Here is a 24881-nt window from a genome sequence, read left to right on the forward strand (position 1 = left end):
CCGCTCCACCGGCGCGCCCACACTCAACTCTGAAGAGCCTGATACCCCCTGAGCGATCCTGTTCCGTACCTGCCTGTCGAAGCCCACGACGTCCCGGGCTCGAGGCTGCCCGTTGAGCATCTCGGCCCAGAGGAACGACCAGGGAGAGACGTCATCGAATACCCCGTGCTCGCGGGCCGCACAGGCAGGCCGGTCGTACGTATGCCATCCGCTTGTGGGGGATGTGCAGTACGCCCTCACTCGGGCGATTCCGTCCTCGACGGGTATCGGCTCGATACCGCCGACTGAGGGCGGAGTGAACTTCAGGATCGGCATGGTGTTCTCCCTTGTGACTGCGGCGCATTGGAGCTGCGAACCTGCTCAGGGATAGCTTCGCCCGAAGGACCCTTCCGTGTCCGGCAGATCTGGGAGCACCGGTGCACAAGGCTCTTGACCGTCACAGTCGGATGAGAAGATGCGTCCAACGACTCAGGACTGGAGAGACTGTGGATTCCTCGCAAGAAGCTGTCATCGTTCCGCTCATCCCGCTGACGACGGAGCCGAGCACAGAGATGGCGCTCCGCATGCTTCTGAACCGCGATGCGCTCCTCATCGATCATGTCCCCACGCCACAGAAGAGCGCATCGTCCGGGATGGTGGCGCAAGGGTCCGGCGCATTCGCCAAGGCGATCAGCCAGGTCACGGCGCAGTTCAGCCGTTCCGAGACCTACCAGGGCCTCTACCGTGCAGTGACTCCCACCGGCGCGATTGCGCGGGATCTCGTTCCCGCCGTAGGCGGAGGGTTCAGAGGACTCGTACGTGGGGCGAACTCTACGAAGATCGCAGGTCAAGCCCGGCTGATCCCCGTCGCCGCGGGCGCGGGCGCTACTGTTGCTGCTGGCCCGCTCATTGCCACAGTCGGCCTGGCGGTCTCCGCCGAGATGCTCGCGCAGCATCAGATGAACAAGAAGCTCGAGTCCATCTCCAGAGTGCTGGTGGATCTGCAGAGCAGGGCAGACCAGGAGGAGCGGTCGATCCTCGCGACTGCAAGCCGTCAGGCCAGCAAGGTCGCCGGTTACCTGTTGGACCAGGCGAGCATCCCCTCCATCTCCTCCGCCTCTCATGCCTTCGGTGAGCTCGACACGCTGACCAACAGCTACATCAGCCGCCTCGACCGCTGGTCCGGTGCGGTCGCCAAGCACGCCGATGCGGACCGTGTGTACGCCCCCGATCTGCTGAAAGAGCTGGTGGGAAAGCGAGACGATCCGACTGTGGACTTCGAGCGGATGGTCGCCCAGACCTACGAGGCTCTCGCCCTCCGGGCCCGCGTGGTGGTCTTGGAGAAGGTGGCTGCCGAGTTCTCGAATCCCCACCGTTCCCTCTCGCACATCGAGGGCGTGCTGCGCAGCGAGCTCTCCGATATCGCGGAGAACCAGTCTCGGCTCGTGCGGCTGCTCGAGGATCTCAGCGTCATGCAGCTCGACTCCAGCAAGGTCCCCGTCGCCTTCGCCGGCAAGGGAACCCTCACAGCGCGCACGAGCTTCAGTCTGCTGTCTCGCATGCTCCACTCCGCCCCCGACGGGATCCCCATCCTCTCCGAGTCCGATCAGACCGTCCTCGAGCTGGAGCCCGGTACCGGCGGGATGAAGGTCGTCAAGCCGGCGGAGTGATGCATCCACCACCTCGATGGCCAAGCCGGCCCTGAGGACCACTCCGGACTCGCCGCTTCATGTTCCCTTCATATCTCCGTGCGGGCCGGCTCGACGGCGAAAACTGGCCCGGGACCCCGACCGAGCCGATCTGTGCCCCACCCATGTCTTTCCCCGCACGAGTCGCTACGTGATCACCTCGAAACCTGGTTCCCCCATCATCTGTCCCCTGGTGATGCAAGGATCCCAGTAACCACAGGCTGACAGAAGGGAAACTCCGTGCCGGGCTACGCAGTCATCGACCTCGAGACCACTGGGTTCTCGCCGGAGAAGCATCATCGGATCCTGGAGATCGGAGTTGTCGAGGTCGACGAGACTGGAGAGATCGAACGCGAGTGGGCCTCGCTCGTGAACCCCGGCCGCGATATCAGCAATTCTCACGTCCATGGGATCACCGCAACCACCGTCGCGGACGCGCCGCGCTTCGCAGATCTCGCCGGCACCGTGCTGCAGAGCCTCCAGGGCCGGACGATCGTCGCCCACAACGCCCCCTTCGATCTGAGATTTCTCGAAGCGGAGCTGCTGCGGGCCGGCGTCGCCCCGTCTCAGCTGCCCCTCACAGGGCTGTGCACCATGCAGTGGTCGAGCGTCTTCCTCGAAGCCCCGTCCCGGAAGCTCGCCGACTGTTGCGCTGCATGCGGCGTCGAGCTCGTCGAGGCGCACTCGGCCCTCGCGGACGCACGCGCTGCCGCTGGTCTCCTCACGCACTACCTCTCCCTTGCCGAAGGTGCCGGCGCCCTCCCGTGGCAGGGCCAGCTCGATTACGGAGCGAGAGTGACGTGGCCGGCCCCCGTCGGAACGTCGACCGCACGCCTGCTGCCCCGGGAAGCCGCACTATCCGCGCGGCCTGATAGCTGGCTCGACCGAATCCTCTCGCGCATGCCCCGCACTGCGGACGCACGCGTCGACTCGTACCTGGAGACCCTCGAACGCGCGCTGCTGGACGGCGTGCTCGCCGAGCACGAGAAGGACGAACTGGTGGAGGTCGCCTCCGGACTCGGCCTGACGCGCGGCGCAGTGCTCGACCTCCATGCCCGCTACCTCGAGGCCATGGCTGAGGTCGCATTTGAGGACGACATCGTCACCGACGAAGAGCACGCCGAGCTTGCTCGGATCGCGTCTCGGCTCGGCCTGCGCCCGGCCGACGTCGGCCGGGCCCTCGATGCTGCAGCCACACGGCGCTCCCGGGTCGAGCCTTCCACCAGCGCAGGGACCTCCGATCCGAAGGAGGGTGCGGCATCGCTGCGTCTGGGCACAGTCGGGATCGATCTCGCTCCCGGCGACCGGATCGTCTTCACCGGGGCGATGGTCCGGGACCGCTCCGCGTGGGAGGAGCACGCGCGCGAGCTCGGCTACGTTCCCGGCGGGATCACGAAGAAGACCAAACTCGTCGTGGCCTCCGACCCGAACTCCCAGTCGGGCAAGGCTGCCAAGGCACGCTCCTACGGGATCCCGATCATCACCGAAGCGGCATTCGCACGGCTGGTCGGGGCCTAGCTCGATGGCCACCATGGATCGAGCAGCCCGGACTCAGCTGGTCGCCGACGCCACCGCGCTACACGAGTTCGCCGGCCGGTTGCTGGCCGCCCGACAGACAGCACGCCGTTCTGGCGAGAGCGCGCGCCGGATCATCTCCTCACGAACATTTCCCTTGTCTGTGCCCGGCGCCTTCGAACTCGATGCGCATGACCGCGATGATCCGAGCAGTACCAGGGAGCAGGCCTCCGGGCGGCTCCTGCTGCTCCGCCCGGACGATGCATCGCTGCTGCGCACCGTGAGCGAAGCACAGCGGCTGGACGAAGTCGATCCCGGAGTTGATGACTGGCTCGGCCTCGTGACCGCCACCTTCCCCGAACAGATTCCTCTGGCAGCACCACAGGGCTTCTTCCGCCGGCTCTTCGGCCAAGGAGCCGACTCGACCACTCAGGAACGGGCTACCGAAGAGCTGACTCGTCATCTCACCTTCATGAACACCCCGGAAGCCAAGCAGGGCATCGAACGCGCCTGGCCAGCCCGTCCGAGCGAGCCGACACTCGGGATAGAGCAGATCCGCCATGCTGCAGCCACCTCCCTGGGGAGCACACCACGGAACATCGTGGTCCTGCCCACCGAACAGCTGCACGACGCCGCTCTCGCTATTCGCTCCACAGCACGAACGGCGGCCGCGGGCGAGAGCCTCACGCACGACGTCCATGCTGCAGTGGCCGCGCAGGCGAGGTCCACTGCCACCGCGCTGCTGGCAGACATCGACATGGAACGCTTCCGCTCGCGAGTGCCCCTCACTCGATTCCCGGCGAGCGCACTCGAACGGGCAGGTATCCGAACCGTCACCGATCTCCTTTCCCGCACGCACGGACGGCTCACAGCAGTCGACGGCATCAGCTCGTCGACCGCCAGCACCCTTCTGAACACTGCCGAGAAGTTGCGCACCGTGGCGCAGGACGAAGCCCGAATCGACCTCACCGCCGGCCCGGCGAAGGGCACGCCCCGATTGTTGATCGCACTGAAAGCAGTCCTCGATCACCGGCTGCGTACGCGCGGTGCCGACCACGATGGTGCCTTCAGCATGCACAGCGCAGAGCTCGCTGAACGAATCATCAACGAGACGCAGCGCCGTCCCTCGGATTCGCCGTATGCCTCGGAAGCTGGCCCTGCGCCGGCGCTCCTCGTCACCGACAGCGCCTACTCGTCAGAGATTCTCCGAGAGGCATTGCTGTCGTTCACGCGACGGGCGGCGCATCGGGACGCCGGCCTGCACCTGCTCCCTGAAGAACGAGAACGGCTGACCGCGCGTTCCACCGACGACTTCGCCGCGCACGGGAGCGAGTACTTCGCTCTGCTGACCGAACTCGGCTACGAGGACCGGATCGCGCAGAACACGCACGGCGACCTCCCGGATGAACTGATTCAGCTCGTCGAACGCACCGAGCTGGATACCGAACTGCTCACTCTGGACAGCCTCCGCCAGTACCAGCACTTCGCCGCACGATTCATCGTCCGTCAGAAGAAGGTGATCATCGGGGACGAGATGGGGCTCGGCAAGACGGTCGAGGCGTTGGCCGCCATCGCCCACCTCACCCGTGCAGGGAGCAGCCACACGCTGGTGATCTGTCCTGCCGCAGTCCTCGCGAACTGGATCCGGGAGATCGAGTCGAAGTCATCGATTGCCGCACATAGGCTTCACGGCGCTGACCGCGACCATGCCGCCGCACAATGGCAAGCCCACGGAGGCATCGCCGTCACCACGTTCGATACTCTCGGGCAGCTGCTGGCACGACGCGACTTCCCGCGTCTCGACACCGTCGTCGTCGACGAAGCGCACAAGATCAAGAACCCCGCGGCGAAGAGAACCCGTCACAGCGTCGCCCAGATCCAGCGCGCATCTCACGCCGTCCTCATGACCGGCACTCCTATCGAGAATCGACTCGAGGAGTTCCGCACGCTCATCAGCTATCTCGCGCCCTCGCTCTCACACTCCGCCGAAGGTCTGCTGCCAGCAGCATTTCGTCGCCACATCGCACCGGCCTACCTTCGCCGCAACCAGGAGGACGTGCTCAAAGAGCTGCCCGAGCTCAATGAGATCGAGGACTGGATCGAGTTCTCCGACGCAGATCGTCGCGCCTACACCTCGCGCGTTGCCGACGGGCACTTCATGGGCATGCGCCGAGCAGCGATGGAAGCAGGACGGAAATCGAACAAGGTGGAGCGGCTGCTGGAGATCGTCGACGATGCGACGGCCAATGGCCGCAAGGTCATCGTCTTCTCGTTCTTCCGTACCGTCATCGACGAGCTGGTGGAGCTCCTGCCGGGACCTGTGCACGGCCCGATCAGTGGAAGTGTGAGTGCCGCCCGGCGACAGGAGATCGTCGACGAATTCTCCGACTCACCCAAAGCCGGCGTTCTTCTGTCCCAGATCCAAGCCGGAGGCGAGGGCCTCAACATTCAGGCAGCCTCTGTCGTGGTGCTCTGCGAGCCCCAGCTCAAGCCCTCGCTCGAAGTGCAGGCCATCGCTCGAGCGCACCGCATGGGACAGAAGCGATCCGTACAGGTTCACCGCCTTCTGTCCGATGAGGGGATCGATCCGCGCATCGTCGAACTGCTCGGAGAGAAGACGAGGATCTTCGACGAGTATGCCCGCGAGTCGGCTACGAAGGATGCCGATAGGGATGCCGTCGAAGCCGGGGAGATCGCCATCGAGAAGCGGCTGATGGCAGAGGAGAAGGCTCGCGTGCTGGGTGAAAGCCTTGCGACGACAGACTCCATCTCCAAGGAGCCTTCAGCGGCGAGGGACGGCAGCGATCAGAGCACTCGACCGCCGAGCGCGGATCCCGGTACCTGACCGCGCACCCCGTCCGAGACACATCGGTAGATTGATCAGAGTCAGAGTTCCCGCCACGTAGGAGCAGGCACAATGGAGACCACTACTCTCGCCGAGGCGTTCGCGTTCTTCGACTCAGCTCCCGCAAATCCCAGGTGGTCCTGGTCCGCTGTGAGCCCCGATTCAAAGAAGGTCACCATCACGATGTGGGAACACGAGGTGGACGCCGACGGGTCGGTCAACTTCTTCGGCGACCCCGCCTTAGCGACCTGGTCCTCGAAACCGGGAAACCAAGAGCGCATCCGGAATCTGCGGATCGCCCGCGACAACTGTGACTCTCTCTGTCACGTCATCTGGGTCACTGCACGCGATCCCGAGGAGACCCCTCTGAAGATCGCAGGACGGTATCCCGAGCAGCACCTGATGATGAGAATCATCGACCTGGACGAAGTGACCGGTGAGTTCTCGGCCGCCCTCGTCGATCCGACGACTCCGGGCCATGCACGACGAAGGATGGCCGACCGACCCACCCTCCCGCCCACGCCGAGCCGACCGGACAGAGCCCACGGAAGAGTGAGTGACAGGACGCCCCAACGCGCCCTCGCAACCTGCCCGAACTGCTTCATCCAGCTCCCCGCGACCGGTGTCTGCGGAAGCTGCGAATAGGAACAGTCGACAACGAAGGGACCGGTAGCGGTGTTCCGCGCAACGGGCCGAGGGCACCAATTCTTGGTGCCCACCAGGAGGTCGCGGCCAGCGCCCTCACCGCTACGGCAGCACGTTCCCTGGCCCTCAATCCTCCTGAGTGGAGTACGCGAGCACGATCAGCAGCTGCCCTGCCTGGTAGCCGCCCAGCGGGCTCTTGCGCCACCTCGTGGTCTCCTCGAGGAAACTGACGAACAGGAGCAGATCTGCGGCGGCGGGGTGCGGGAGCGGGGCGGGCGGCTGCTCGGCGTTGAAGGGGCAGGGTATCCGGCGGCACCGCTGCGCAAGCCCCGCCGACGGGCCGGCGCCTCGCCCGCGAGGCTCAGGCCTCCAGATCAGCCTTCAGCCGCTCCAGGGTGCGGCGGATGTTGCCCGCCTGGAACTGATCGAAGGTGCTGCCGCGGGTGACCAGTCGGTCGAACCGCGCCGCCCAGGCGTCCGACCACCCGGTCCGGTCGTCCTGCCAGGTCTCGGTGACGCGGCAGCGCCCCGCGCCCACCGGCTCGAGGGTGTAGCTCCAGGTCGCGATCGCGCCGCGCAGCAGCGGCCGACGCAGACCGATCCGGTTCACCCTGAACGCGAACCTCTCCCCCGGCTCGGCGGCGATCACGGTGCAGGCGGTGGACCATCGGCCGGGGCCGCGCCGGTTGCGACCCACGAACCCGTCGCCCACCGTGAGGGGGCCGCAGCTCGGCGCGGCCGTGCCCAGGTTCTCCGGGCTCCAGCGGCCCATCCGGGAGGGGTCGGCGAGCTGGCGGTAGATCGTCATCGGGTGGGCGTCGATCTCGATGCTGTCGGAGACCTGCATGGGGCGTGACATCGCGCCAGGGTGTCACAGGGTGACGCCAGCCGGTGCGCACGGGCCGAGCCGGTGCGCCCCGGGCCGACGGGGCCGACGGGCGCACCGGTCGACGGGGCTGAGCCGCGGGGCGGCAGGGCCGAGCCGCGCGGCGGCGGGCCCCACCGCCGGCCGGCACGGTCGGACTCGCGGCGGTCAACCCCCGCCTGCGTCCGTTGACCTCGCGAACGCGCCGTCCGTAGCGTGCGGGAGTGTCCTGGCGATAGGCGGAACGGCCCCGTCGGCCGCGCCGACGGCCCGCCACGTATCGCCCCGCCGAACAGAGGAGGGACCGTGGAACTGGACGAGATGCGCAGTCTGTACGAGGGTCGGCCGCCGTTCGCGACCGTCTACCTGGAGGCGCGTTCTCCCGCGGAGGACTCGGCCCAGCAGGTGAGGCTGCGATGGGAGGAGCTCCGCCGCGACCTGGTCGCCCAGGGCGCCGGCGAGGAGGCGCTCGAGGCTCTCGACCGGGCCGTCCTCGGCGAGGAGGCCGGGGAGGTGCAGTCCTCCGGGCGGGTGCTCGTCGCCGACGCGTCCGCGGTGCGTCTGGACGCCCCGTGGGATGCCGCGCTCGGCGCCGGCGACGCGGCGCACCTGGCGCAGGAGCCGGAGCTCGGCGCCTACCTCCGCGAGCGCGCACGCTCCGTCTCGATGCTGGTGGCCGTCGCGGACCAGCACGGCGCCGTGATCCGCGACCTGACGGTCTCCGAGAGCGACGTCCCCGAGCCGGAGGACGAGACCGTCGTGGCCGATGACTCGGGTACCGTGGACAAGCCCCGGGAGGGCGCGCTGTCCCACAAGCAGATCCAGCGCCGTGCCGACGAGGTCGCCAAGCAGAACCTCCGCGAGGTGGCCGAGCACCTCGAGGACTCCGCGACCCGGCGCAGGCCGGATCTGGTGGTGCTCGCCGGCGAGGTGCAGGGACGCACGACGCTCCGGGACGAGCTGCCCGCGAACCTGCAGCAGCACTACGCGGAGGTGCAGGCCGGAGGGATCTCCGACGACGGGGCCGAGGAGGCCCTCGCCGACGAGCTGCGCGCACTCGCGGCCGGCATCAGCGAGGACCGGGCGCGGGAGCACCGCGAGCGGTTCGAGGCCGGGAAGGCCCACAGCCTCGCGGTCGAGGGATCCGAGGCCGTCGCGCAAGCCGCCGAGAGGGGCGCCATCGAGATGCTGCTGCTCGAGGAGGACCGGTCCGCGAGAGAGGAGGCCGCCCACCTGGGCGGCGCCGTGCGGACGGGCGCCGCCGTCGGCCTCGTCGACACCGAGCTCGCCGACGCCATCGCCGCGATCCTGCGCTTCCAGATCGCCGAGGGGACGCGCTGAGCGGGGCGCGGGGCGGTGGTCGGAGTAGACCAGCTGGTCCGGGCCTCCGTGGCCGTGCAGCTGCACGGCGGTCATGGTCTCGGGGATCGACATGGTCGCCGCCTCACGAGCGCCCGACATCTCGAGGTACCGGTCGGACTGCTGCTGGTCGAGGCGGTGGCCGAGCTGATGGAATACCCCCATGAGCCGACGCCACCGCGACCACAGCCCGCTCGGCCAGGGTGCCGCCCGCCAGCGCCGGAACCGTCACGCCACGCGACGCGCGTCAGCGCCCGCCCAGCAGACGGCGGCCTTCGAGCAGCCGACGGAGAACCCCCTGATCCAGATGCTGCGCCCCGCACTGCGCTCGGAAGTCCCGACGGACTTCTGGGTGCTCACCGCGCCGCTGGTCAGGGAGCTCACCGAGCTCGAGCGCAACGCCCCGCAGCAGCTGCCCGAGGACGTGGACCTGCTGGACACCTTCCTCGAGGGCGCGAGGCTGACGGCAAGCCGACACGCCTCGTCGATCTCGACCGTCGCGACGATCGCCGCATCGACTGTCTCGGCGTACAGGATCAGCCCGTGGTGCGCCAGGAGGGCCGCGCGGAAGTCCAGCTCCCTCTCGTCGAGCAGATCTCCTAGCGTCGGGTCGCCCGGGTGCCGATAGGGGCTGAGCAGGAGGTTCCCGATGGTCATCGCGAAGTACGGCGCATAGGGAGGAACGGCGCAGTGCTCCGCCCACGGGGGCAGGCAGGAGGCCTGCACCGCGAGGAACGAATGGGTGTGGACGACGACTCCGGCGCCGAACCGCCGGTACATCGCCGCATGCATCGCCATCTCCTTCGACGCCTTCGGGCCGGACTCAGGCACGAGTTCCAGTCGCCCCGTGCTCGGTGAAGTTGTACGACTAGTCGATTCCGGCCCGCTCCTCGCCGTCCGAGGGACAGCCGCGGCCGGTGCGGCGCGCACCGCTGTGAGCGATCAACGTCGCTCCCAGCGGGCGGGCCTCATGCCTTCGGCGAGTTGCCCCTTCCGGCATTGCGGGAGGCGTCGGACTCCTCCGGCTCGAAGGTGTCCTTCGAGCCGACCGTGCCGCCGACGCCCTCGTCGTTCAGCTCGTCGAGATCGGTGTCCGAGGAAGCGGCGTCCTGGGAGGATCGCGACGAGCCCGCGTCGGCGGAGTCCTCCGAGCCACCCTGGTGGGAAATTCCCTGGTCCTCCGGGTGGGGATTCGCCTCGTCGTCATCGGGGTGGTACAGCGGGGTGCTGCTCATGTCCGAACCTCCTGAGATGGGGTCGTGCGGACACCCACCTTCTCACCGGCATCTGCCCAGTGCCACGGGAACGCCACGACCTGCGCGTCCTGCAGGAACCACTCGGTAGCGCGGATCGCCGTCGAGGCGCCCGCGAGCACGCCGAGCAGCGAAGCACCCGCCGCCGCGCCCCGCTAACCTCGAGCGGTGCCCACCTCCCGCCGCTCCCCCTCCACTCGCCGCCGCAGGTCCTCACGTCGTCGCTCATCGAGCACCTCCCGCCACGCTCCGCGCGAGCTCCCCTTCGTCGGCCCCGGCGAGCGGCTGTGGATCCTCGACGTCCCCTACGGCACGCAGGTCGAGGGCGCCTCCTGGCATCCCGCGGTGAAGATGCACGTGCACGTCGGCCGGACGCTCCCCGACCATCTCGCGCCCTACTCCCCCGGCCCGCACACGCTGGGCCGCTTCTTGGAGAACCTCCACAACCCCGGCTCCCCCGCCGAGCTCCCGGCGCCCACCGACGGCTTCGAGCCGCGGCAGAACCAGTACGAGGCGGCCGACGCGATCGCGGCCCGTGCGGAGGCGGGCGGGCGGATGTTCCTGCTGGCCGACGAGCCGGGCGTCGGCAAGACGATCTCCGCCGTGCTCGGCGCGTCCGCCGTCGGCGATCTGCGCGGCGCGGAGCGGGTGCTGGTGGTCGCGGACCGGCCGGCGGCGATCACAATCGGGCACTGGTGCCGCACCATCACCGCCCTCGGCGACAGCGGCCTGGAGTGGGTGGTGATCACCTGGGACCGGCTGGAGAAGGTCGCAGGCCACGACTGGGACGTGATCATCGCGGACGAGGCGCACGCCCTGCGCCGCACCACCACGAAGCGGTGGAAGCTGTGGTCGCGGATCTCCGGGCACACCCGCTCGCACGACGCGGCGCCGTTCGTCATCGCGACGACCGCCACGCCGGGCCACACCCCGCTCGAGCTGCCCTATCTCGCCCCCGCCTACGCACAGGCGCACGGGGAGCCGATGACCGCCTGGGCTACGGCGAAGGAGCCCGCGAACACCTTCACCTCGGCACTCGAGCGGCACGGGATCGGGCTGGAGAAGGGCCGCTACGGCGCGACCTGGACGACGGATCCGGTCCGTCGGGCGGAGGATCTCGCGCGGGTGCGCAGCTGGCTGACGGACGACGAGCCCGCCGCGATGCTGCACCGTGCCGCGCCGTGGGGGCCGGTGCCGATCTCGGGGATGCCGGTGGCGCTGACCCCGGTGGAGCGCGAGGCCTACGAGGCGGAGTGGGGCGAGTTCTGCCGCGAGATGGACCTCGCCCGGCGCGGCCGCAACACCGCGAAGGGTCGGGCGGCGCTGCTGCGCTTCCGGCAGAAGGCGGGACTGCTCCGCGTGGACTCGACGGTGCAGTGGATCGCGCAGCAGGTCGAGGCGGAGCGGCAGGTCGCGTGCTCGGTCGAGTTCGTGACCACCGCCGCGGACCCGATCACGGAGCGCCTGCAGGACGCCGGAATCGAGGTCGCGACGATCTTTGGCCGGGACCGCTTCGACGTCGAGGAGCAGCGGCTGCGCTTCCAGACCGGGAAGGCGAAGGTATGCGTGTTCACCACCGTCGCCTCGATCAGCCTCCACGCCGGCGAGATGCTCCCCGGCGGGCAGTGGGCGAGCACGGCGCCGCGCGTCGGGATCTTCCACCAGGCCCGCTTCTCCGGCATCGCGGGCCGGCAGGTTACCGGCCGCACCCATCGCGACCACCAGGTCTCCCCCTGGCACATCGCCTACGCCGAGGACACCGTCGAGGAGCAGGTCAGCAAGGTGATGGTGGAGCGGATCGCCGCCGCCTCCGACACCGTCGGCGGCGACACCGAGGGCCTCTCCGGCGTCGCGCAGCTGCTCGGCGCGGACTGGCTGCCGATGGCGAGCCTCACGGAGGGCAGCGCCTGACGGGCGGGCCCGCTGTGCGCACTACCCCGCGACTCTGCACGCTCAGCTGAACAGGCGCAGGATCAGTAACGGCAGGCGCCACAGGAGCTGTGCCACGCCCGCGATGAGGTCGAACAGCTCCAGGAACAGGGACGCCCCTTCGCTCCGGGAGAATCGTGCTCGTCCCTTGCGTCGCCGTCTCATCGTTGCTCCGCTCCCCCACGACGCATCGGTGCCGCCGGACACGGCACCATGGTGCGGACCACCCTATGTCGGGAGCAGTTCTACGGTGGAGAACGCACACCGTCCCCGCGCCCCAGGAGCCACCCGCCCATGCCCTGCACCACCCTCCTCGTCGGCCGCCGTGCGAGCGCCGACGGCTCCCCGCTCGTCGCCCGCACCGAGGACTCCTCGGCCGGCAGCTTCGATCCGAAGCGCGCCGTGGTGGTGCGTCCCGAGGACCAGCCGCGCACCTACACCTCCGTGCTCGGCGGGCGCACGATCGAGCTGCCCGAGAACCCGCTGCGCTACACCGCGATCCCGAACGCCCTGCCGGACGAGGGGATCTGGGGCTGCGCCGGGATCAACGCGGCGAACGTCGCGATGAGCGCGACCGAGACGATCACCTCGAACCCGCGCGTGCTCGGCGCGGATCCGCTGGTCGAGCGCCGCGGGGGCCAGCCGGGCGGCTTCGGCGAGGAGGATCTCGTGACCCTCGTGCTGCCCTACATCCGCTCGGCCCGCGAGGGCGTGGAGCGGCTCGGGGCGCTGCTGGCCGAGCACGGCACCTACGAGATGAACGGGATCGCGTTCAGCGACGCCGAGGACATCTGGTGGCTCGAGACGGTCGGCGGGCACCACTGGATCGCGCGGCGCGTGCCCGAGGACCACTACGTGACGATGCCGAACCAGCTGGGCATCGACTCCTTCGACCTCGCCGACGCCGAGGGGCCCGGCCGCAACCACCTCGCGAGCCCCGACCTGCGCGCCTTCCTGCGCGAGCACCACCTCGACCTCACCCTGCGCGAGGACGGGCAGAGCGCGGACGTGTTCAACCCTCGTGAGGCCTTCGGCTCCCACAGCGAGCACGACCACGTCTACAACTCGCCCCGCGCCTGGTACATGCAACGCACCCTCAGCCCGCACGCCGAGGACTGGGACGCGGGAGCGCCCGGGACGAGCCCCGACTCCGACGACCTCGCCTGGAGCCGCAGGCCTGAGCGCCTGCTCACCGTCGAGGACGTCAAGGACGTGCTCAGCTCCCACTACCAGGGCACCGTCTTCGATCCCTACTCCCCGCGCGGCACCGACGCGGAGCGCCGCGCCTTCCGCCCCATCGGCATCAACCGCCACAACGCGCTCGCGATCCTGCAGATCCGCCCTGAGCTGCCGGAGTCGCACCGAGCCGTGCAGTGGATCGCCTACGCCTCGCTTCCGTTCACGACGCCGATCCCGATGTTCACGAACGTCGAGGAGGCGCCCGCGTACCTGGGGACGACCGAGGCGACCGTGAGCACGGACAGCTTCTACTGGGTTTCCCGCATGATCGCCGCCCTGGCCGACGCGCATTACAGCGAGGTCATCCTCGCGATCGAGCGCTACCAGCAGCGCACCCTCGCCCTCGGCCACGCCGCCGTACACGCAGCGGACCAGGAAGCAGCCGGGACCGACGACCCGTCGGCCGTGCCGGGCCTCCTCGCCGCGGCGAACACCGCCGTGGCCGAGAAGATCCGCGAGGCGACCGACGCGCTGCTCGGCGAGGTGCTGTTCACCGCGAGCAACCACATGACGAACCGCTTCTCGCGGTCGGACGGGTGAGCGAGAACGAGGCCTACTGCGCGAAGCCGTGACTGCCCTATGCGGCCTCACCCGTCAGCGAGAGCCAGCAACTCTTCGGCGTCGACTTTCTGCTCCGGGTCCGCGGTAGCACCGGCGAAGCTGACCCCCTCACGTGACAGGACATCCTTGGGGTCACGACCGTCGGATGCATCCCTCCAGCGGAAGGCCTCCGCCACGCGCCCGTCGGACGTGAGCACTCTGTAGGCGTTCGAGCACTCCGCACATGTGGAGACGTGGTTGGCGAGCGGCTGCGGGGCCGTGCCCACAGCCTCGGCAAGAGCGGCGTAGGTGGTCCATCGCCCCGCAGGGAGCGCGTCGAGGATGCGATGCACCGCCCGCCAGTCGAATCGTCGCCGGTTGTCCCGGAGCCGGCGGCGCACGGCCTCGAGGGCCGCTTCCGGGGCATCGGGCAGCGGCCACAGAGCGATCGCCTGGTGTGCGAGGCGCTCACCCCGCGCGACGATCTGCTCCTCGTTCCACGTCTCGATCTGCCCCAACCCAGCGTTAAGTCGCAGGGGGCTCTCACGGAAGCCGCCCACGATGTCTCGCTTCTGCGGGAAGGGACGGTCCTGGTATTCGGAGTTGTATCCGGTGAGGGTCAGGTTCCCCAGCGTGTGGAGGTACTGCCCGTGCACCCGTTGCCACTCCTCGCCCAGCGCCTCCTTCCATGCCTGAGGAAGATTCTCGTTCTGCGGCATGATGTGCTCGATCGTGTAGTCCGCGACGGAGATCGGTTCCTTACGGCCGGCGTTCTCCAGTTTCCGCAGCAGGTAGGCGGTCCGCGGGAAGTGGTAGAGGTCGGCAGTGCGCAGCGAGGTGTCGAACTCGTCGTCCCGAGGGAATCGCTGAGAAGCGGTGAGCGTGAGGAAGCGAGCGGCGATGCTCGTGACGTAATCGGCCTTGTCGATCGAGGAGCCGAAGGTCGCGAAGGTCGTCCGATGCGTGTTCGTCGGTACCTGGCATACAGCTCGACGAAGCAGATAGGTCGACGTCATCGCGACGATGTCGAGGACGTCGACCTCAGTGATCATGCCGTCCCGGTAGTCCGCATAGACCTCCAGCAAGAGCGGGTGCACGACGGTGGCACGGAGCTGATCGAGATCGCGGAAAGCCCTGGCGAGACGTGGGTTGGGCTCGGTCCCCAGCGCGAATGCGGCGTAGTGCTCGGCATGTCGGTACAGGTCTTCGACGAGCTCACGGCGCGAGCCGCCTGAGAGTTCCCGGTCCAGCGCGTACTCCTTGAACGCCTCGTAGATCTCGGCCTTCCGCAGCGTCGCGTCGTGGGTCTTGAAAGTGAGGTAGTGGCGGACGAACTCGTCGAAGCGTCCTTCCTCAGCTGATGTGAAGCGCTGCTCCATCGGCTGCCAGTACCCCGTGTAGAGCGACTCCTGGTCCCGAGGTGTCGCGTCCATGAGGACGAAGTTCCGGATGAGATCGGCCTGCGACAGGCGCTTGCCGGTCGAGTTCATCGTCTCGAACACCAGCTGCGGATCGTCCTTCCCGCGAGTCAGTCTCACGTCGACGACGACAAGCTTGCGCAGGCCGTTGCAGAGGTCGACGAGGTCGAGTCCCGGCTCGGCGAGCTTGTCCCGGAAGTGCGCGACGTTCTCGACCACACGGGAGTGGGCGCCGTCCGGGACGGGAGTCTGCGCGATGACAGCCTGCATCGCCGGCTTGTCGGACTTCGACAGGATCAGCTTGAAGTAGCGATCACCGTCCTCGTCGTCGTTGGTGAGGAAACGCTTGCGGATCTTCTTCGGCGAGAAGCCCTCGACGGGCTCCTGCTCGTCTGCCGGGAGCGTCTCGAGATGCTCGGCCAGAGCAGCCAGCAGCAGCATCACCGTTGTCACACGCTGCTGACCATCGATGATGAGATCCGGCTCCGCCGAAGAACGCGTCCCCTCGGCCCGCTCCACGTACACGATCGACCCCGTGAAGTGACTCTCCAGCCTCGACGTCGAGCCGGCGTGCAGGACGTCCGCCCAGAGCCGATCGCATTCGACCTCCGTCCACGAGTACACCCGCTGGTAGATCGGGACCATGAACTGGGAGACCGACTTGAGCAGGATCAGCAGGTTCGCGTCGTACGCCTTCATGCCCCGATGATCTCAGAAGGAACGGACATCTGAGGCGCCCAGCGGCGCCGATGCCGCGCACTGGACCGAACCGCGCTATCAGGTACGAGGACGGCACTGTCCACAGCGATGTGGCCACGCTCGCCACGCGTCCGTCCGGCGCGGCAGAATCGCAGCATGGTGACTGGGAACGCCAACGACGAACGCCGACGGATCGTGCAGTACTGGACCCTGCTCGAACTGTTCAACCCGCAGTCCGTCCCGAAGCTCACGCGGAGTACCACCCGACCCGCTGATGAGCAGGTCGTCGAGTGGTCACCCGGGGAACCCCTGCCCTGGAACACCCTCACCCCGCCCAAGCCCGCGTGGAAGAAGACGCGGGCTTGGCAGCACACCGTGTACCTCGGGGTGTACGACCTCGAGAACAGCTACGAACATCTGCACCGTGCCTTCGGCGAGGACCGGGATGCCTACGACGCCCGCCGAGCCGGGCAGAGCGCGTGTGCGGCCGTCGTGCTCGATGACAAGGGTGTAGTGAGCATCGAGTCGTCCGTGCTCTCCTCGGGACTCTGGGCTCTCGCCAAGCTCAGCTCCGGCTCCCCTTCCCGCAACCCGCACTGGGCAGCCGACTTCCCCGGCGTTGCTCGCGCCTTCCCCGAGCAGGTCGACGAGGTCGAAGGGGCCCGCAGGGACCTCCTCGGCGCCGAGCATCCTCTCCCTCATGATGAGGAGTCCCTGCAGACGCTGCTGCGCGTGGCGCACGGCGCCGCCGGCATCACCGCGATCCCCGAGATCGCGAGCACGCGGATCATCATCTCGTCCGTCGCCCGGACGGTCGACGGTACCGGGCAGGCCGGCGATACCGACTTCCTCAACAGCTTCTTTCTCGAGGACCTCTCCACGGTCCAGAAGGACATGCGCCAGCAGTCCCCACCGGCAGCTCTCGCGGAGTACCTCACCCCCTCCGGTGCGGTGCGCGAGAACAGACGCGTCGACGTCATGTCGGCCCATCGGACGGTGGACGCCGGCGCAGGCATCGACCGACTCCCGCGCGGTCGATGGCCGGCGAAACCCGAACACGGTCTGGCCCTGCGCCAGCAGTTCGCCGTCAACACCGCACTGTCCGACCTCGCCCCGACGGGCGGACTGATGGGAGTGAACGGTCCACCCGGCACCGGGAAGACCACTATGCTCCGGGACGTCCTGGCTGGAAATGTCGTCGAACGAGCCCGGCTGCTCGCGAAGCTCAAGAAGCCCACGGACGCCTTCACCTCCGTCGCGCATACCTGGAAGACCGGAAAGTACACCCGGACGATCCGTCAGCTCCGCCCTCAGCTCACCGGGTTCGAGATGGTCGTCGCCTCCGCGAACAACGGCGCCGTTGAGAACGTCTCCGCCGAGATCCCCGCCCGCGACGCGATCTCGAAGCCATGGCGGGCGGAGGCCGACTACTTCTCCGACATCGCGACCGCGGCCCTGCGAGCGTCGGCGAAGAGCAACACCCAGGAGTTCGACGCGTGGGGCCTCGTCGCCGCGCGGCTGGGCAACAAGAGCAACCGCGGCGACTTCTACTCCAGCTTCTGGTTCGACCGGAAGACAACACCCGCAGGCGCCGAGGAGCCCGAGTGCGCACCTGGCATGCAGACCCTGCTCAAGGAGTGGGAGAGCGGGGCGCAGCCACATAGGAGCTGGTCCGAGGCACGGGCTGTGTTCAGCGCTAAGGAAGCCCGAGTGGTCACGCTGATCCGGCAGCGGAAGGCGGCGCAGTCTCGGATCGAGCAGCTCGCGCCCGCCGCCCAGGCAGCCGAGGACGCTACGCATCAGGCCCAGCAGCTCGCCCGGGACCTCTCGGTCGCGCGGCAGGCGACGAAGGACCACAGGACCGCCCTCGACGCCGCCGAGGCCGAGCTGGGTGAGGCCACCATGGCATGGGACCGTCATCTCGCCACTCGCCCTGGCTGGCTCGAGACGCTGTTCACCTGGGGCGCCGCCATGCGCACGTGGCGCTCCCGCGCCACCTCCGCCGAGGAGCGTTATGAGGCGGCCGAGGCCTCCGTGGCCCAGGCGCGAGCTCTCGCCCAACGGCTCGCGCACCAGGAGAGATCGCTCGAGGATGGTGCCGCCTCCGCGACGACCTCACTCCAGCGCACCGAGGACGAGCTGCGCGCTCTCCGGCTCCAGCTGGCGCAGGACACCACGTCCTTCGGCCCGGGCTATCCGGACACCGACTGGACCGGAGAAAAGCGCGAACTCCATGCCCCATGGCTCGACGCCGAGCTCGACGCCGCCCGTTCGGAGCTCTTCCTCGCAGCGCTGCAAATGCACGAGGACTTCCTCGCGAACGCCCCGACGGACATGCGGAAGGGCATCCATGGCGCGATCGAGGTGGTCGCCGGGAAGGCGCCCCGAGATCTCGAGCCGGAGAAGCTCCTCGCCGCCTGGCAGACCTTCTTCCTCGTCGTCCCCATGGTCTCGACGACCTTCGCCTCCTATTCGCGCATGTTCGCCGGCCTCGGTCGCGAGTCGCTCGGATGGCTCTTCGTCGACGAAGCCGGTCAGGCGAGCCCGCAATTCGCGACCGGAGCGATCTGGCGCGCGAAACGTGTCGTCGCCGTCGGAGACCCGCTGCAGCTGCCGCCGGTCGTCACCATGCCACACAAAGCCCAGAGGGACATCGCCCAGGCATTCGGAGTGTCCGACGAATGGATCCCGCCCCAGGCATCTGTCCAGACCCTCGCCGACCGCGTCTCCCGAGTGGGCACCACGCTGCGCAACGGAGAGGAGGACGTATGGGTGAGTGCACCGCTCACCGTGCACAGGCGCTGCGACGACCCGATGTTCGGCCTCTGCAACGCCCTCGCCTACAACGGCATCATGGTGAGCGGCGTGCACCGCACGCTCGATGACCCCGAGGACCCCGACCTCTTCGACACGCCCGACGGTCCTCGCATCGCGTCCAGCCGCTGGCTGCACGAGCCCGCACCGACGGCCGGGACGCATCTCCAGGAGAACCAGATCGATCGGCTCCGACGAGCGATCGACTCCCTGAGGGCGGAGGGCGTCGATCCGTCGGAGATCATCGCGATCTCCCCTTTCCGGACGGTCGCCAATCGTCTCCGGTCACTGACCCGCGATTTACCCGACCTGAGCGCCGGCACCATCCACACCGCACAGGGCCGCGAGGCGGACGTCGTGTTCCTCGTCCTCGGCGGGGATCCCACGGCGCCCGGTGCCAAGACCTGGGCCTCGGAGACCGTGAACCTCGTGAACGTCGCGGCCAGCCGGGCGAAGCGCCGGCTGTACGTCATCGGCGACCGCGAGCAGTGGTCGAGGTACCCCTACTTCAAGGAGCTCTCCACCGCGCTCGGCCAGCTCGACACTCGCGAGGGATGAGGTTGCGGGAAGCTCGGCAACACCGCACTCCCGCCGACACCCAGCACAATGGCCCCACCCGCGGATGCGCGATCCGCCGCGGCCCCCTGACACCTCGTTCGCGCCAGGAGCTCGCATGTCCACCAGGCGCCGGGACATCTCCCTCGGCGCGGACTGGCTGCCGCAGGCCAAACTCACCGAGGGCGGATGAACCGGGCCGGTGGTGTACGGAGCGGTCGCGCGGGGTGGCGAAGACGTGCCCGCCCCCTGAGCCGAGTCCCCCACGCTCAAGCCTCGCATCCGCAAGATCGTCGCCGGACCAGGCGGGTCTTCACGGTCAGCTGCTCCACAGGGAGGGAGCGGTCCTCGAGACGCGCGAACAGTCGCTGTGTCGCGAGCTCGCCGAGTCGCGCCGGGTCCTGTCTCACGACGGTCACCGCGGGATCCAGCAGATCCGCGTGCCCGAAGTCGTCGAAGCCGATCAGGGCGATCTCGTGTTGCTGGGCGCGGCGCTGGAGTGCCCGAACCGCGCCGACGGCTATCTCGTTGCGCGCTGCGAACACCGCTGTGGGGGGATCAGCCCCGTCCAGCAGGGCGTCAAGGCTGCGGGCTGTGTCCTCATCCGTGGATACCCCGTCGACGACCTGCAGAGAATCCGCCGGCAGACCGGCGGCGGACCAGGCGGCGCGCGCGCCCGCGATCCGCTGCGCGGACGTCACCAGGGTCGCCAGATGCGCCAGGACCGCGACCCGCCGGTGGCCGTGCTCGATCAGGTGCGTGAGTGCATCTCGGGCTCCGCTCTCATTGTCGACCATGAGCGTGTCGATGCAGATGCCCTTGGGCGGGCGGTCCACGGCGATCACCGGAGTGCCGAGGTCCAGCTCGTGCTGCAGGTAGGCGAGATCTCCGCTCGAGGGCATGAGCACGAGCCCGTCGACCCTCCGTGCCAGGAGGGTGAGGGCACGCTGATGCTCACGATCAGCGTCCTCATCGGTACTCGACGAGAACACGCTGACACGGCGCTCCTGGGCGGCGTTCTCCACGGCGCGGTGCAGCTTCGCATCGAACTCGTTGTCGACGCTCGCGACGAGGAGCCCGATGCTGTCGGTGCGCCCCGCGGCACGGCGAAGGTTTCCCGCGGTCATATCGCGCCGGTAGTTCAGCTCGGACGCGGCTGTGCGGACCTTCGCCGCCGTCTGTTCGGAGACCCCCGCTTCTTCGTTGATCACCCGGGAGACGGTCTTGAACCCCACCCCCGCGCGTGCCGCGACATCCTTCATGGTGGCGCGCTTCTTCGACATCTGGTCTCTTCCGATCCACAGCGATGGACGGTGGCCCCGGGGCGAGGAGCCCCGGGGCCACCAGTGTGTCCTCTATCAGCCTTCGAGGAGCGCGAGGCGGTCGGGATCGTCTGCGAAGACCTCCTCCGCGTTCGCCTCGGTCACGACGATCGGATCGAGAGCATAGATCGGCACGTCGATCACGCCGTTGTTCTCCGACTCCTCGGTCGCCGGCGCCTCCTCACCCTTCTGGAAAGCGGTGATGATCTCGACGGTCTTGGCCACGAGGTCCTTCGTCGGCTTGTGCACAGTGGAGTACTGCTCACCGGCCCAGATCGACTTGATCGACTCCGTCTCGGCGTCGAGGCCGTCGACCACGGGGATGTCCTGCCCGGCGCCCTTGCAGGAGGTGATGATCGCGCGGGCGATGCCGTCATTCGGAGAGAGAACGCCATCGAGGGGCTTGTCCGAGTAGTTCGCGGCGAGCAGCGAGTCCATGCGGGACTGCGCCTTGCCGTTGTCCCAGTCCTGGGTCGCGACCTGCTGGAAGTCCGTCTGCCCGGAGACGACCACGAGGGTGCCGTCGTCGATCTTCGGCTGGAGGACCGACATCGCGCCCTCGAAGAAGTTCGGTGCATTCGGATCAGCAGGACCGCCGCCGAACAGCTCGATGTTGTACGGACCTTCGCCCTTGCGCTCGGCGAGACCATCGAGGAGGGACTGGCCCTGCAGCTCACCGGTGCGGATGCTGCCGAACTGCACCACACCGTCGACGGCATCGGTGTTCTCGATCAGCCGGTCATAGCCGATGATCCGCACGCCCGCGTCCTTGGCCGCCTTCAGCGCGCTGCCCAGCTGGGTGCCGTCGATGGGGCCCACCACGATCGCCTTCGCGCCCTGCTGGACCATCGCCTCGATCTGCTGCTGCTGCTGCGGCACCTTGTTGTCCGCCGCCTGGATCAGCGGGGTGAAGCCGGCGCTCTTGAGCTGCTCCTCGAACATGGCCTGGGCCTCGGCCCAGTTCTGCGTCCCCAGCCACGGCAGGGACACACCGATGGTGGCGTCGGCCTCGAAGCCGCTGCCGGCTTCTTCACCGCCGGCCGTCTCGCCACCGCTGCGGCCCTCGCCGCAGGCTGCCAGGAGCAGTGCACCGGCTGCGGCTGCGCTGCCGAGTGTGAAAGTCCTTCTCTTCATGATTTCTCCTCAGGTGATGTGGGGGCCCGCCATCGGGCTCCCGGGTGGGGTGAGAGGGTCAGGTGGGTTCAGTGACCAGGGCTGCGGGCAGGATTCAGGGGGTTGGGGCATGCCCGGAGCACGGATGGGTCAGCTCTCGGCGGTTCCGGGCGCCGCGGGCGCTGTCGGCGCGACCTGGGTCGAGTCGGTGGTGCTCTCCGACGTCCGCCGATCACCGAAGAGCCGGCCGGTGATCGAGGGGCGGCCCTGCTGCTTGTTGTAGACGTCGAACGCGACCGCGGCGAGGAGGACGAGACCCTTGATGACCTGCGTCTTGTCCTGCCCCACGCCCATCAGGAACAGACCCGAGTTCAACGTGGCCATGACGAGCCCGCCGATCATGGTCGCCGCCACGGTTCCGATCCCACCGGAGACCGCGGCCCCGCCGATGAACACGGCGGCGATCGCATCGAGCTCCCACATATTGCCGTCGGTGGGCCCGGCGGACGTCGCCCGGGCGACGAAGAGGATCCCGGCGAGCGCCGCGAGGAACGACATGTTCATCATGACGAAGAAGTGCACCTTGGCGACGCTCACGCCCGAGAGCGCGGCGGCCTGCTTGTTGCCACCCACCGCATAGATGTGGCGCCCGAACGTGGTGCGCTGTGTGATCACGTGGTAGATGATCACGAGGAAGACGAGGATCAGTCCGGGGACAGGGAAGGACGTGCCAGGACGACCGCTGCCGAACAGGAACGTCACGTAGGCCAGGACAGCACCGACCAGCACCAGGCGGATGATCACCGCCGTGAAGTTCAGCCCGGTCTCGCCATCGGCGACGCGCTGGCGGTACGTGCTGATCTGGCTCCAGGCGTAGAAGGCGATCGCGAGGATGCCCAGCAGTAGCGTGGAGTTGTTGAGGTTCGTGAAGGCCGGTCCCCACTCGGGCAGGTAACCCGCGCCGAGCACATTCAGCTCCGGCGGCACGGGAACACTGACCGAACCGCTGAGCCAGATCACGCCTCCGCGGAAGATCATCATCCCTGCGAGGGTCGTGATGAATCCAGGGATGCCGATCTTCGCGAGCCAGAAGCCGTGCCAGGCACCGATCAGGATGCCCACGACCAGGCCGGTGAGCAGCGCCGCCCACCAGGGGAAGCTCAGGTCGCGGGCGGACAGCGCCACGCACATCCCGACGAAGCCCGCGACGGAGCCGACGGAGAGGTCGATGTGACCGATGACGATGACCATGACCATGCCGATCGCGAGGATCAGCACGTAGGCGTTGCCCGCGATGAGGTTCTGCATGTTCCCCGGCGTCAGCATGTTGCCGCCGGAGGCGATGTGGAACCCGAGGAGTAGGGCCACGAGGGCGAAGACCATCGTGAACTGACGGAGATCCGTCCCGAAAATCTGCTTCACAACATTCATGGGTGTGCTCTCTCGTAACTGCGTATCAGGCGGCGGAGCCGACGGTGGTGGTCATCATGCGCATGAGCGTTTCCTGATCGGCCTCGGAGCGGGGCACCTCACCGGTGATGCGACCTTCGCAGATCGTGTAGATCCGGTCGCAGATCCCCAGGATCTCGGGCAGCTCGGAGGAGATGACGACGATTGCCTTGCCCTGATCAGCGAGCTCCTGGATGAGCTTGTAGATCTCGAACTTCGCTCCCACGTCGATCCCGCGGGTCGGTTCGTCAAGGATCAGCACGTCAGGTTCGGGGAACAGCCACTTGGCCAGAACGACCTTCTGCTGGTTGCCTCCCGAGAGGGTCGCGACCCCGACGTCGATGCCGGGGGTCTTGATGCGCAGCGACTTGCGGTACCGTTCCGCGACTGCGCGCTCCTTCGAGCCGTCGATCAGGCCCCGCCGCACGACGGCGCCCAGGTTCGCGGAGACGATGGTCTGCTTGATGCTGTCGAGAAGGTTCAACCCGAGCAGCTTGCGGTCCTCGGAGACATAGGCGAGGCGATGACGAATGGCGTCCCTCACGGTGTTCAGCACCACGGATTCGCCATGGAGGAACAGCTGGCCGGAGCGGTGGATGCCGTAGGAGCGCCCGAACAGTGAGCGGGCGAGCTCGGTCCGGCCGGCCCCCATGAGTCCGGCGAAACCCACGATCTCTCCGCGACGCGCGACGAAGCTCTCGTCGTCGCACACGAGCTTGCCGGGCACGTTCGGGTGCTCGACCGTCCAGCCCTTCACCTCGATGATCGTCTCGCCCCCGGTGTTCGGCTCGTGCTCGGGGTAGCGGTTGTCGAGCGATCGACCGACCATGGAGCGGATGATGCGGTCCTCGTCGACATGGCCGGCCTCGACCGGGTAGGTCTCGACCGTGCGGCCGTCGCGGATCACCGTGACCGCATCGGACACCGCGGCGATCTCGTTGAGCTTGTGCGAGATCATGATCGAGGTGATCCCGCGGCCCTTGAGACCCTTCATCAGCAGGAGAAGATTCTCCGAATCGTCCTCGTTCAGCGCCGAGGTGGGCTCGTCGAGGATCAGCAGCTTGACGTTCTTCGACAGCGCCTTCGCGATCTCGACGAGCTGCTGCTGACCCACGCCCAGGTACTTCACCGCCATATCGGGATCGACGTCGAGGCCCACGCGAGCGAGCAGATCGCGGCAGCGCCGCCGGGCTTCGCGTCGGTCGATGAGCCCACCGGCGACGATCTCGTTGCCCAGGAAGATGTTCTCGGTGACGGAGAGTTCGGGGATGAGGGCGAGCTCCTGGTGGATGATGACGATGCCGGCGCTCTCCGAGGACTTGATGTCCTTGAACGCCATCTCTTCGCCCTCGAACACGATCTGCCCGCTGTAGGTGCCATGGGGGTACACGCCGGACAGCACCTTCATCAGCGTCGACTTCCCGGCGCCGTTCTCCCCGCAGATCGCGTGAATGTCACCACGTCGAACGGTCATCGTGACCCCGTCGAGCGCGCGAACGCCCGGGAACAGCTTGGTGATGTTCCGCATCTCGAGCACTGCGTGCGGATCGACCATCTCTACCTCCACTCCTCTTTGAGTGCCACCGTGCAGTGGCGTCGCCGACCCGACGGCGCCGACGCGTGGTCGCCGTCACATCGAGAGACAACGTTGTCA

Annotated in this window: 18 protein-coding genes; 8 read left to right on the forward strand and 10 right to left on the reverse strand. The window is 68.1% G+C overall.

Annotated elements, in window-relative coordinates:
- A partial coding sequence (locus Y09_RS17900) for a hypothetical protein (protein WP_053917783.1) occupies positions 1–315 on the reverse strand: 315 nt, incomplete at its 3' end.
- Positions 316–563: 248 nt separating this feature from the next.
- Between Y09_RS17900 and Y09_RS11195 the strand changes: the two genes are divergently transcribed.
- From Y09_RS11195 to Y09_RS11215, 4 genes are all read left to right on the forward strand, one after another.
- Positions 564–1649: a hypothetical protein gene (locus Y09_RS11195; protein ID WP_148639628.1), complete on the forward strand. Its 1086-nt coding sequence runs from the start codon at positions 564–566 to the stop codon at positions 1647–1649.
- 258 nt (positions 1650–1907) lie between these two features.
- The gene (locus Y09_RS11200; protein ID WP_053917785.1) at positions 1908–3185 is read left to right on the forward strand and encodes an exonuclease domain-containing protein; all 1278 of its coding nucleotides are present in this window, start codon (positions 1908–1910) and stop codon (positions 3183–3185) included.
- Positions 3186–3189: 4 nt separating this feature from the next.
- A complete protein-coding gene (locus Y09_RS11210) occupies positions 3190–6027 on the forward strand; it encodes a DEAD/DEAH box helicase (RefSeq protein ID WP_159419654.1) in 2838 nt (945 codons plus the stop codon).
- A 72-nt stretch (positions 6028–6099) separates the two neighbouring features.
- Positions 6100–6672 carry a hypothetical protein gene (locus Y09_RS11215; RefSeq protein ID WP_053917788.1) on the forward strand — a complete coding sequence of 191 codons (573 nt, stop codon included), beginning with the start codon at positions 6100–6102 and terminating at the stop codon, positions 6670–6672.
- Positions 6673–7033: 361 nt separating this feature from the next.
- Here the strand turns inward: Y09_RS11215 and Y09_RS11220 are convergent, their stop codons facing one another.
- A complete protein-coding gene (locus Y09_RS11220; RefSeq protein WP_053917789.1) occupies positions 7034–7531 on the reverse strand; it encodes an SRPBCC family protein in 498 nt (165 codons plus the stop codon).
- Positions 7532–7843: 312 nt separating this feature from the next.
- On the opposite strand from Y09_RS11220, the gene Y09_RS11225 reads away from it, so the two are divergent.
- A complete protein-coding gene (locus Y09_RS11225) occupies positions 7844–8878 on the forward strand; it encodes a Vms1/Ankzf1 family peptidyl-tRNA hydrolase (protein WP_053917790.1) in 1035 nt (344 codons plus the stop codon).
- A 246-nt stretch (positions 8879–9124) separates the two neighbouring features.
- On the opposite strand, the gene Y09_RS11230 is transcribed toward Y09_RS11225, so the two are convergent.
- Positions 9125–9826: a class II aldolase/adducin family protein gene (locus Y09_RS11230; RefSeq protein WP_371440362.1), complete on the reverse strand. Its 702-nt coding sequence runs from the start codon at positions 9824–9826 to the stop codon at positions 9125–9127.
- Between the two features lie 38 nt (positions 9827–9864).
- On the reverse strand, positions 9865–10131 hold the full coding sequence (locus Y09_RS11235; RefSeq protein WP_053917792.1) for a hypothetical protein: 267 nt from the start codon (positions 10129–10131) through the stop codon (positions 9865–9867).
- A gap of 186 nt (positions 10132–10317) precedes the next feature.
- Here Y09_RS11235 and Y09_RS11240 point away from each other — a divergent pair, with 186 nt between their 5' ends.
- Entirely contained in the window at positions 10318–12060 is a 1743-nt protein-coding gene (locus Y09_RS11240; protein ID WP_053917793.1) for a helicase, read from the forward strand.
- 42 nt (positions 12061–12102) lie between these two features.
- On the opposite strand, the gene Y09_RS17550 is transcribed toward Y09_RS11240, so the two are convergent.
- A complete protein-coding gene (locus Y09_RS17550; RefSeq protein WP_159419655.1) occupies positions 12103–12243 on the reverse strand; it encodes a hypothetical protein in 141 nt (46 codons plus the stop codon).
- A gap of 129 nt (positions 12244–12372) precedes the next feature.
- Here Y09_RS17550 and Y09_RS11245 point away from each other — a divergent pair, with 129 nt between their 5' ends.
- On the forward strand, positions 12373–13857 hold the full coding sequence (locus tag Y09_RS11245; protein ID WP_053917794.1) for a C69 family dipeptidase: 1485 nt from the start codon (positions 12373–12375) through the stop codon (positions 13855–13857).
- Positions 13858–13904: 47 nt separating this feature from the next.
- Here Y09_RS11245 and Y09_RS11250 read toward each other — a convergent pair whose 3' ends face one another.
- The gene (locus Y09_RS11250) at positions 13905–15974 is read right to left on the reverse strand and encodes a DUF262 domain-containing protein (protein ID WP_053917795.1); all 2070 of its coding nucleotides are present in this window, start codon (positions 15972–15974) and stop codon (positions 13905–13907) included.
- Between the two features lie 732 nt (positions 15975–16706).
- Between Y09_RS11250 and Y09_RS11255 the strand changes: the two genes are divergently transcribed.
- Positions 16707–19346: an AAA domain-containing protein gene (locus Y09_RS11255; RefSeq protein ID WP_371440363.1), complete on the forward strand. Its 2640-nt coding sequence runs from the start codon at positions 16707–16709 to the stop codon at positions 19344–19346.
- Between the two features lie 266 nt (positions 19347–19612).
- Here the strand turns inward: Y09_RS11255 and Y09_RS11260 are convergent, their stop codons facing one another.
- The 4 genes from Y09_RS11260 to Y09_RS11275 all read right to left on the reverse strand — a co-directional run bounded on the left by Y09_RS11260 (position 19613) and on the right by Y09_RS11275 (position 24782).
- Complete coding sequence (locus Y09_RS11260; RefSeq protein ID WP_234695707.1) at positions 19613–20626, reverse strand: LacI family DNA-binding transcriptional regulator; 1014 nt, start codon at positions 20624–20626, stop codon at positions 19613–19615.
- Between the two features lie 75 nt (positions 20627–20701).
- Positions 20702–21799, reverse strand: coding sequence for a sugar-binding protein (locus tag Y09_RS11265; protein WP_053917797.1), 1098 nt, complete (start codon positions 21797–21799; stop codon positions 20702–20704).
- Positions 21800–21928: 129 nt separating this feature from the next.
- Entirely contained in the window at positions 21929–23209 is a 1281-nt protein-coding gene (locus Y09_RS11270; RefSeq protein ID WP_053917798.1) for a sugar ABC transporter permease, read from the reverse strand.
- 25 nt (positions 23210–23234) lie between these two features.
- Complete coding sequence (locus Y09_RS11275) at positions 23235–24782, reverse strand: ATP-binding cassette domain-containing protein (RefSeq protein ID WP_053917799.1); 1548 nt, start codon at positions 24780–24782, stop codon at positions 23235–23237.
- Positions 24783–24881 lie beyond the last annotated feature (99 nt).

The organism is Brachybacterium sp. SW0106-09 (genome assembly GCF_001293905.1).
Classification (GTDB): domain Bacteria; phylum Actinomycetota; class Actinomycetes; order Actinomycetales; family Dermabacteraceae; genus Brachybacterium; species Brachybacterium conglomeratum.